This window comes from Microbacterium candidum (genome assembly GCF_030315975.1).
GTDB classification, from domain to species: domain Bacteria; phylum Actinomycetota; class Actinomycetes; order Actinomycetales; family Microbacteriaceae; genus Microbacterium; species Microbacterium candidum.
The window spans coordinates 376,157-385,622 of record NZ_JASXSZ010000005.1; the positions used below are offsets into that span (position 1 = coordinate 376,157).

8 protein-coding genes and 1 tRNA gene are annotated in these 9,466 nt (G+C 70.3%); 6 read left to right on the plus strand and 3 right to left on the minus strand.

The window, feature by feature from the left end; translation table 11 throughout:
• The first annotated feature begins 104 nt into the window (after positions 1 to 104).
• Positions 105 to 1,019, plus strand: coding sequence for a cation diffusion facilitator family transporter (locus QSV35_RS16380; protein WP_286289872.1), 915 nt, complete (start codon positions 105 to 107; stop codon positions 1,017 to 1,019).
• Here the strand turns inward: QSV35_RS16380 and QSV35_RS16385 are convergent.
• A complete protein-coding gene (locus QSV35_RS16385) occupies positions 1,016 to 3,460 on the minus strand; it encodes an ATP-dependent DNA ligase (RefSeq protein ID WP_286289874.1) in 2,445 nt (814 codons plus the stop codon). The genes QSV35_RS16380 and QSV35_RS16385 overlap by 4 nt on opposite strands.
• A gap of 46 nt (positions 3,461 to 3,506) precedes the next feature.
• On the opposite strand from QSV35_RS16385, the gene ku reads away from it, so the two are divergent.
• Positions 3,507 to 4,355 (plus strand): non-homologous end joining protein Ku, encoded by an 849-nt coding sequence (ku, locus tag QSV35_RS16390; protein WP_286289876.1) that lies wholly within the window; start codon positions 3,507 to 3,509, stop codon positions 4,353 to 4,355.
• 2 nt (positions 4,356 to 4,357) lie between these two features.
• Here ku and QSV35_RS16395 read toward each other — a convergent pair whose 3' ends face one another.
• A complete protein-coding gene (locus QSV35_RS16395) occupies positions 4,358 to 5,158 on the minus strand; it encodes a DedA family protein (RefSeq protein ID WP_286289878.1) in 801 nt (266 codons plus the stop codon).
• A gap of 48 nt (positions 5,159 to 5,206) precedes the next feature.
• Positions 5,207 to 5,288, minus strand: a tRNA-Leu gene (locus QSV35_RS16400).
• 128 nt (positions 5,289 to 5,416) lie between these two features.
• Here QSV35_RS16400 and QSV35_RS16405 point away from each other — a divergent pair.
• The 4 genes from QSV35_RS16405 to QSV35_RS16420 all read left to right on the plus strand — a co-directional run.
• Complete coding sequence (locus QSV35_RS16405) at positions 5,417 to 6,736, plus strand: alpha/beta hydrolase (RefSeq protein ID WP_286289879.1); 1,320 nt, start codon at positions 5,417 to 5,419, stop codon at positions 6,734 to 6,736.
• Between the two features lie 51 nt (positions 6,737 to 6,787).
• Positions 6,788 to 7,936 (plus strand): TadA family conjugal transfer-associated ATPase, encoded by a 1,149-nt coding sequence (locus QSV35_RS16410; RefSeq protein ID WP_286289880.1) that lies wholly within the window; start codon positions 6,788 to 6,790, stop codon positions 7,934 to 7,936.
• Complete coding sequence (locus QSV35_RS16415; protein WP_286289881.1) at positions 7,933 to 8,793, plus strand: type II secretion system F family protein; 861 nt, start codon at positions 7,933 to 7,935, stop codon at positions 8,791 to 8,793. The genes QSV35_RS16410 and QSV35_RS16415 overlap by 4 nt, the downstream gene beginning before the upstream one ends.
• Positions 8,790 to 9,466 (plus strand): type II secretion protein F (locus tag QSV35_RS16420; RefSeq protein ID WP_286289883.1); only part of this gene is annotated, 677 nt, incomplete at its 3' end. The genes QSV35_RS16415 and QSV35_RS16420, both read left to right, overlap by 4 nt.

Here is a 9,466-nt window from a genome sequence, read left to right on the forward strand (position 1 = left end):
CCTGCGGTCGCCGGCCGAGAGGGCATCCGCAACTGAGAGCGACTCTCATTCCCGACTGCGGGGAATCGCCCTCTGCACGCTGTGCGCCGCCATAGCCTGGTCATATGCACGACCACGCACCGGCCGGCGGAATCCGCGGCGCCTCGAATCGCAGGCTCCTCGCGCTCTCGTTGTGCATCACGAGCGTCGTCATGGTCGTGCAGATCGTCGGCTCGATCGTCTCCGGGTCTCTCGCCCTCCTCGCGGACGCGGCGCACATGTTCACCGACTCCGCGGCACTCATCGTCGCGCTCATCGCGAGCGCCGTCGCCGCACGGCCTGCGAACGAGCGACGGACGTTCGGCTACCAGCGCGCCGAGGTGTTCGGGGCGCTCATCAACGGCATCATCCTCATCGCCCTCTCGGCGTGGGTGGCCGTCGAGGGCGTCCTGCGCCTCCTCAATCCCGCCGAGAACCAGGTCGCAGCGGGGCCCATGCTCGTCGTCGCGATCATCGGCCTGTGTGCGAACGCGCTCGCCATGTGGCTGCTGTCGGTGGCGCAGAAGCACAGCATCAACGTGCGCGGCGCCTACCTCGAGGTGATGGGCGATCTGATCGGCTCCGCCGCCGTCATCCTGGCCGCCGTCATCATCCTGTTCACCGGATGGGCGCCGGCCGACGCCATCGCGTCGCTGTTCATCGCGGCGATGATCATCCCGCGCGCCATCGGCCTGCTGCGCGAGGTCTCATCGGTGCTGGCCGAGTCCGCGCCCAAGGGTGTGCACGTGCAGGAGATCCGCGACCACATGTGCACGACACCCGGCGTCGTCGACGTCCACGACGTCCACGTGTGGCAGCTCACGCGCGGGGCGCCGGTGTTCACGGCTCACGTCGTGGTCGAGGACGAAGCCCTCCGCGACGGGCGCGCGGGGGACATCCTCACGCGGCTGCAGTCGTGTCTGTCCTCGCATTTCGACGTCGAGCACTCGACGTTCCAGCTGGAGCCGGCCGGCCACGTCGAGCACGACGCGCACACCTAGCCTTCGACGATCACGTCGCCCGGTGTCTTGTCGGGGCGCAGGCCTCGCCAGCGCGCGTGCCGGAGGATGCCGCCCGGCGTGAGCTCCGCGTATTCGACTTCGGCCACGAGCTCGGGACGTACCCACAGTGCATCGGACGCATCCGCGGCCGGCACTCCGAGGAACGGCACGGCGTCGGTGCGCAACGGGTTCAGGAGCGCCTCGAGCCGTGCGAAGTCGCGGTCGGTGAATCCCGTGCCGACGCGCCCCGCGTAGCGGATGCCGTCCGGCCCCGGGATGCCGACCAGGAGCGACGCGATCGCGCGCCGGCCGGGCCGGATGCCGCCGATGACGACCTCCTGCGTTCGGGTGTGCTTGATCTTCAGCCAGTCGCCGCTGCGCATCCCGCGGCGATAGCGTCCCGCCGGGTTCTTGACGACGACGCCTTCGAGGCCCAGCGCCCGACTGCCGGCGAGCGCCGCCTCCACATCGTCGAACACGGGCGGCACGGAGAGCGGAGGGTGCAGGGGGAGTGACTCGAGGATGTCGCGGCGCTCGGCGAGAGTGGTCGCGCCGAGGTCGCGGCCCGCGTATGAGATCGCGTCGAACAGGTACAGTTGGACGGGTGTGCGCGGAGTCTCGGCGGCGATCTCCCGGGGCTTCGTGAGGTTCATCCGGTTCTGCAGACGGGTGAAGCTCGGCCTCCCGCTCGCGTCGAGCGCGACGATCTCGCCGTCCACGACGACGGGCTCGGGACCGAGCCGGGCGGCGGCGAGCTCGGGGTAGACGGCTGTGACGTCGCGGCCGCTGCGCGTGAACAGGCGCAGGTGCCCGCCGTCCCACACGCCGATCGCGCGGATGCCGTCCCATTTCGCCTCCACCCACGCCGCACCGTCGGGCGCCGCCCATCTCCGGGCGGCGGCCTGCGCGATCGCCGGCGTCGCGGTCTCGGCGAGCATCGGCCTGACGTCGAGCGACTCGGGCACGGCGGCGACGGCGTCGAGGAGCTCGGGGACCGTGCGGTCGTCGGCCTGGTCGGAGGCGAGGACCGTCGCGCCGTCGTGCTGCGGGTTGCCCTCGGCATCCGCTTTCATCCGGTGCAGCAGCCACGACGACTTCTCGCCGTCGCCCTGCGTGCGGATGAGGGCGATGCGCACGCGGCCGAGCGGGCCGCCGGGACGGCCCTCGAGGGTGGCGATGACCTCGTCGTCGCGCCATTTCTCGAGGTCGTAGCGGCCGTCGTCCCAGATCGTCACCGACCCTGCGCCGTATTCTCCCCGCGGAATGGTCCCCTCGAACGAGCCGTACTCGATCGGGTGGTCCTCCGTCATGATCGCGAGGCTGTTGCGTCCCGGGGTCGGCGGCACCCCCTTCGGCACCGCCCAGCTGACGAAGACGCCGTCGTGCTCGAGGCGGAAGTCCCAGTGCAGGGCGGTGGCGTGGTGCTCCTGGATGACGAAGCGCGGGCGCTCGCCCGGGGGCGTCGCCGCGGCGAGGGGGTTGGAGGGGACGGGCTCGGGGGTGCGGCCCGCCGTGCGCTTCGCGATGTAGGCGCTCAGCGGGCCGTCGGCGGCGGCCCGACCCCCTGCGTGGAACCCGATGGCGCTCAGCGGGTCGCCGATCTCCTCCGCCCGCGCGAGCACCTCGTCGAAGGTGAGATGCCGCAGCGCCGGCTCGTCCAGCTCCTGCCACGTGCGGGGGGCCGCCACCGTGGGCTGCGACCGGCCGCGCAGCGAGTACGGCGCGATCGTCGTCTTCGATCCGTTGTTCTGGCTCCAGTCGATGAACACGCGCCCCGGCCGTACGGCCTTCGACATCGCGCTCACGACGAGATCGCCGTGGTCGGCCTCGATGGCGCGGGCGAGCTCGTGCGCGACGGCGGTCACCTGCTCGCTCGTCTGGCCGCCGGGGAGGGCCGCATAGAGATGGATGCCCTTCGAGCCGCTCGTGACGGGAAGCGGCTCGAGGCCCATGTCCTCGAGGATCTCCCGCGCCCATCGGGCGACGACGGCGCATTCGGTCAAACCGGTGCCCGGACCCGGGTCGAAATCGAGGACGAGCCGGTCCGGTTCGGCGCGCCCGCCGTCGGGCGTGAACCGCCACTGCGGAACGTGCAGCTCGAGGCTCGCGACCTGTGCGAGGTAGACGAGGGTCGCGACATCGTCGACGAGCGGATAGTCCTTCGCGCCGGTGGAGTGGTCGATCGGAATGCGGCGCACCCAATCCGGTGCGCCGGCCTCGAGATCCTTCGCGAAGAACGAAGGACCCTCGACCCCTTCCGGCCAGCGCCGACGCGTGACCGGACGGTCAGTGACGTGGGGAAGGAGGAACGTCGCGATGCGGGCGTAGTAGTCGATCACCTCGCCCTTGGTCGTGCCCGTCTCGGGATACAGCACCTTGTCCAGGTTGGAGATGCGCAGGCGACGCCCGCCGACACGGACGGGAGTGTCACCACCAGGCATGACGCCAGGCTAGCCGTGGCATATGCGACAGGTGTGTACTGGAGTGATGAGAGCCATCTGGAAAGGCGCCCTGACGTTCGGACTCGTGAACGTCCCCGTCAAGGTCTACTCCGCCACGGAGGACCACGACCTGTCGTTGCATCAGGTGCACAACGCGGACGGCGGCCGCATCCGCTACCGGCGCGTGTGCGAGCTCGACGGCGAGGAGGTGCCCTACGCGGACATCGATCGGGCGTACGACGACGGCGAGCGCACCGTCGTGATCACGTCGGAGGACTTCGCCGCGCTCCCCGCCGAGCGCAGCCGGGAGATCGAGGTCGTCGAGTTCGTGCCGACGGACCAGATCGATCCTCTGCTGTTCGACAAGGCCTACTACCTCGAGCCCGACTCCATGTCGCCGAAGGCATACGTCCTGCTGCGCGAGACTCTGCAGAACACCGACCGCACCGCGATCGTGCGCTTCTCCCTGCGGCAGAAGACGCGACTGGCGGCCCTCCGCGTCCGTGGAGACGTCCTCGTGCTGCAGACGATGCTGTGGGCGGACGAGGTGCGGGAGGCGGCGTTCCCCGCGCTGGACACGCCGATCAAGATCTCCGACAAAGAGCTCGAGCTCTCCGCATCCCTCGTCGACGGATTCGCCGCCGACTTCGAACCGAGCGCGTTCGTCGACGAGTATCAGCAGGAGCTGCGCACGCTCGTCCAGGCGAAGCTCGAGAAGGGGGATGCCTTCGACACGGCCGACACCTTCGGCTCCGCAGAGGAGGAGGGGGCCGGCGGAGAGGTCATCGACCTCATGGAAGCTCTGCGCGCCAGTGTGGAGCGCAACCGCGCCAAGAGCTCAGGCGACGAGAAGACCTCCGGGAAGAAGGCGGGGAAGAAGGCCGCGGGGGAGTAGCGCTACGCGACCGGCTCGTCGGGCTCCTGTGCCGAGTCCTTCCGCAGCGAGCGGCGCGTCGGCGGGGTGAAGACGTCCTCGTCGAGGACGAGGGCCTGCGCCTCGTCGGCGTCGGTCTCGACGTCTGCGCCCTCGGCGGCCTCGCGGCGGGCCTTGGCGCGCTCGCGGAGGTAGTGCCACGCGGTCACGGCGATCGTGAGGACGACCACCCCGATGAGGATGAGGTCGATGTACTTCGTCACGAGCGAGGCCACCCACGGGATGAAGCCGATCGCGTAGCCGAGAAGCGTGATGCCGAAGCCCCACAGCACGGCGCCGAAGAGGTTGTAGAGGGTGTAGCGCCGCCAGGGCATGTGCCCGACGCCGGCCACGATCGGGGCGAACGTGCGCACGACGGGAACGAAACGGGCGAGGACGACCGTCATGCCTCCGTAGCGCTCGAAGAAGGCGTTCGTGCGCTCGACGTTCTTGCGGCTGAACACCCCCGACTCCTTGCGCTCGAAGATCGAGGGGCCGCCCTTGTGGCCGATGAGATAGCCCACCTCGCCGCCGATGAAGGCGGCCACCGCGATCGCCGCGGCGACGATCCACACGTTCACCCCGAACACCCCGTTCGGGTACGAGTCGGTGGAGTGGGAGAGCAGTCCCGAGATCAGCAGGAGCGTGTCGCCGGGGAAGAGGAAGCCGATGAGCAGGCCCGTCTCGGCGAAGACGATGAGGCAGACCACGAGCAGCGCCCAGGGGCCCGCGGCGTGGATGATGCCCTGCGGGTCGAGCCAGGGGATGAGAGCGGCAGGATGCACGGGATTCCCGTCGATTGAGGAGAAGTAGGAGCGCGACAAGTCGACGCGTGCGGAAGGTGGGACTTGAACCCACACGCCCGGAGGCACAGGAACCTAAATCCTGCGTGTCTGCCAGTTTCACCACTCCCGCGCTGCTGGCAATTCTACTGAGCAGGCTGTGAGGGATATGTGCACGGCACGGCGATCTCACGGCTGTCACGCAGGCTCGCACGAGGCCCCGCGGATACAGTGAACCGGCCGCCCGACAGACGAGGACTGATGAACGCGATTCTCAACACCGCCGTGCTGGATGGACCCGTTCCGGTCGCCCTGTACGTCATTGCGCTCGCGCTCGCCGTCTATCTCCTCGTGCGCAAGCCCGGCCGCGGCCGGCTCGTCGCATCGGCGATCGGTATCCTCGTCGGGACCCTCGCCGCGATTCTCATCTTCGTTGTCTCCAACGTCACCAACGCGTTCGGCGAGCAGCTGCAGATCGAGCTCCTCTGGTGGGCGATCGCCGCCTTCGGCGCGGTGGGACTCGCCCTCGCGAACCTGTGGCACTCGCGGTGGTGGCGGAAGGCCATCGCCGTGCTGGCCGTCCCCGTGTTCATCGCCGCCGGCGCCGTCGGGATCAACGCCGTCTACGGACTGAACGCGACGGTGGCCGACATGATGGGCATCTCGGTGAAGCATCCGATCGCCATTCCGACTTCCCACCCCAACCCGACGTCGTCGGCGGCGCCCGCGTGGACGCCGGGGAGCGGCTCGTCGCTCTACGAGGCGTGGCGTGCCCCCGCCGACATTCCGAAGCTCGGCCGTCAGGGAACCGTCACGATCCCCGCGACCGAATCCGGATTCCGTGCCCGCCCGGCGGGGCTGTACCTGCCGCCGGCGGCGCTCGTCCCGGACGCGCCCGAGCTGCCGCTCGTGATCCTGATGATGGGGTACCCGGGCAACCCCAGCCCAGACCGTGTTTCGGCCGTCGTCAACCAGTACCAGCAGAAGCACGAGGGGCTCGCGCCGATCGTCTTGGTTGCGGATCAGGTCGGCACGCAGGGCGACCCGACGTGCGCGGACTCCAAGATGTACGGCAATGCGGAGACGTACATCACGAAGGATGTCGTCACGTGGGCCAAGGCGCACCTCCACATCATCCCGGACCCGAAGTACTGGGCGATCATGGGCTACTCGAACGGCGGCGGTTGCGCCATCAAGTACGGCGCGCTCATGCCCACGACCTTCGGGAACATCGTCGACATCTCGGGTGAGCCGTTCCCCGGCTCGGTGCACCCGAACCTGGCGCTGCAGCGCATCTTCGAGGGCAACCGCGCCGCGTTCGAGGCGAGCAAGCCGATGAACATCATGCGCAAGGCTCCGAAGGGTGTGTACGACGGCATCAACGCGGTCTTCACCTACGGTGCCGAGGACCCGAAGTACGGCCCGGATCAGAAGATGATCTCGGCGTTCGCCCGGTCGGTCGGGATGAATGTGACGTTGACCGCGATCCCGGGTGCCGTGCACGTCGGGCCGGCATTCACGGGCGGCGTCGCGGCAGGACTGGACGTCCTCTACCCGCTGTGGGGGCTCTCCGCGCCGTAGGGCTGTGGATAACTTTCCGGGCGTTTCCGGGAAGCTTGCCATGATGCTCCGGTGACACTCGCGTACACGGCAGGGCCGACGGCATCCGTCGCCGATCGTGTGCGCGAGCGCCTCCGCGCCGAACAGACCGATCCGACGCGCGATCCGGACGTCGCGCTGCAGATCACCTGGGCGGAGGTGCGGCGGCACAACGACTTCGCTCTCGCCCGCGGCCTGGCTCCGGTGGACGACGAGCACGCGTGCGTGCGCGAGGTGCTCGCCGCTGTCGCGGGTTACGGACCTCTGCAGCCGTTCCTCGACGACCCGACGGTCGAAGAGGTCTGGATCAATGCGCCCGACCGCGTCTTCATCGCGCGTGACGGCGTGCCCGAGCGGGTTCCGCTGCGGCTGACGGATGCGGCGGTGCGCGATCTCGTCGAGCGGATGCTGCAGGCGTCCGGCCGGCGCGTCGACCTGTCGCAGCCGTTCGTCGACGCCTCGCTCCCGGACGGCAGCCGCCTTCACGTCGTCATTCCGGACATCACGCGACGCCATTGGTCGGTCAACATCCGCAAGTTCCTGCCCGCGTATCGCGACCTCGACCGGCTCGTGTCCGCAGGCTCGCTCGAGCCTGCGGCCGCCCGACTGCTGCGCGATGCCATGACGACGGGGCGCAGCATCCTCGTCTCCGGCGCCACGCACGCGGGCAAGACCACGCTCCTGGGCGCCCTCATCGCGACCTGCCCGCCGTCGCACCGGATCGTCACCGTGGAGGAGACGTTCGAGCTCGCCGTGGATGCGCCGGACATCGTCGCGATGCAGGGGCGCCAGCCGTCGCTCGAGGGGACGGGCGAGGTGAGCCTGCGCCGCCTCGTGAAGGAGGCACTGCGCATGCGGCCGGACCGCCTCGTCGTGGGCGAGGTCCGCGACGCGGAGGCGCTCGACCTGCTGCTCGCCTTGAACACGGGAGTTCCGGGCGCGGCGACGATTCACGCGAACTCGGCGAGGGAGGCGCTCGCCAAGCTCGCCGCACTGCCGCTTCTCGCCGGCCGCAACATCGACAGCGGCTTCGTGATGCCCGCGGTCGCAGCCGGTGTCCATCTCGTCGCCCACTGCGAACGGGATGCGGCGGGCCTACGCCGTGTCGTCGAGATCGTGGAGCCGACCGGCATCGAGAACGGAGCGGTCGCCGCCCGCACGCTGTACGGAGCGCACGGATGACGGTGGTGTGGGGCGCGATGCTCGCCGCGGGCATCCTGCTCGTCCTCTCACCGTGGCTGTGGCCCGCGGGGCAGGCGCCCGCGGCAGGGGAGGAGCGCACCGGGCGTCTCGACCGCCTGGCCGCGGGCGCGGGCGTTCCGCAGCTGTCGGGAACGATGCTCGTCGTCCTTTCGGCGGCGGCCGGCGCCGTCGCCGCTGCGATCGCCTGGCTCGTCGCCGCGCTCCCGGTTCTCGCCGTCCTCGCCGGGGTGGTCGGCGCCGCGACTCCTGTCGCCATCCTGCGCGGTCGCCGCGTTCGACTGGTCCGCCGGCGGCGCACGCTGTGGCCCGATGTCTGCGACCTTCTCATCGCGTCGGTGCGGGCGGGCATGTCGCTGCCGGACGCGGTCGCTTCACTCGCGACCTCCGCCCCGGACACTCTGCGCCCCGCCTTCGCGGGATTCGCGCGCGACCTCGCCGCCTCGGGGCACTTCGACTCGAGCGCACGGCGACTCAAGGAGGCACTGGCCGATCCCGTGGGCGACCGCATCGTGGAGACGCTGCGGATGGCGCGCCAAGTCGGCGGCACCGAGCTCGTGCCCGTGCTGCGTGCGCTGTCGGCATCGGTACGGGCGGATGCCGCTCTGCGCGCCGAGGTCGAGTCCCGGCAATCGTGGATCCGCGGCGCCGCCGTCCTCGGCGTCGTCGCGCCGTGGATCATCCTCGGCATGCTCGTGATGCGTCCGGAAGGGGCGAAGGCCTATGCCACCCCGGAAGGCGTGGGCCTCGTCGTCGCCGGCGCGGTCGTGTCCTTCCTCGCCTACCGGCTGATGCTGCGCATCGGCCGGCTTCCGGAGCCGCGCAGGTGGTTCGGATGAGCGGGTTCACGCCGACGGACATCGCGCTCGCGGTGGTTCTCGGAACGGCATTCGGGCTCGGGGTGTGGTGCTTGCTGGCGCTCATCCCGCGGTGGGGTGCGCCGAGCCTGTCGCGACGGATCGCGCCGTACATCCGGGACGTCACCGACCCCCTCGGCGTCTCGCTGCCGGCGGCTCCTCCGGCGTCCGGCATTCCGGACCTCGCGCGCGCTGCGTTCACGCGGGCGGGTCGCCTGCTCGGGGGCACCGAGTCGGTCGACCGCCGGCTGCGACAGGCCGGATGGACGATGGATGCCGCGGCCTTCCGTGGTCGCCAGCTCGCGTGGGGCCTTGTCGGGCTCGTCGCCGGGGGCGCGTTCGCGGTCGCTCTCGCGCTCCTCGGACGCGCATCCGGATCCGCAGTGCTCATCGCCCCGGTGTGTGCAGCGATCGGCCTGCTCCTCTGCGACGCGCACCTCACGGGTGCGGCACGCGGGCGCGTCCGCCGGATCGAGGACGAACTGCCGACCGTCCTCGACTTCCTGGCGCTGTGCCTGTCCGCGGGCGAAGGCGTCCTCGACGCGCTGCGGCGCGTGGGGAACATCGGCGCGGGCGAGCTCACCGCTGAGCTGCGCACGACGGTGCTCGTCGTCGGGACGGGCTCCAGCCTCGCGGATGCGCTGACGGCGCTCGC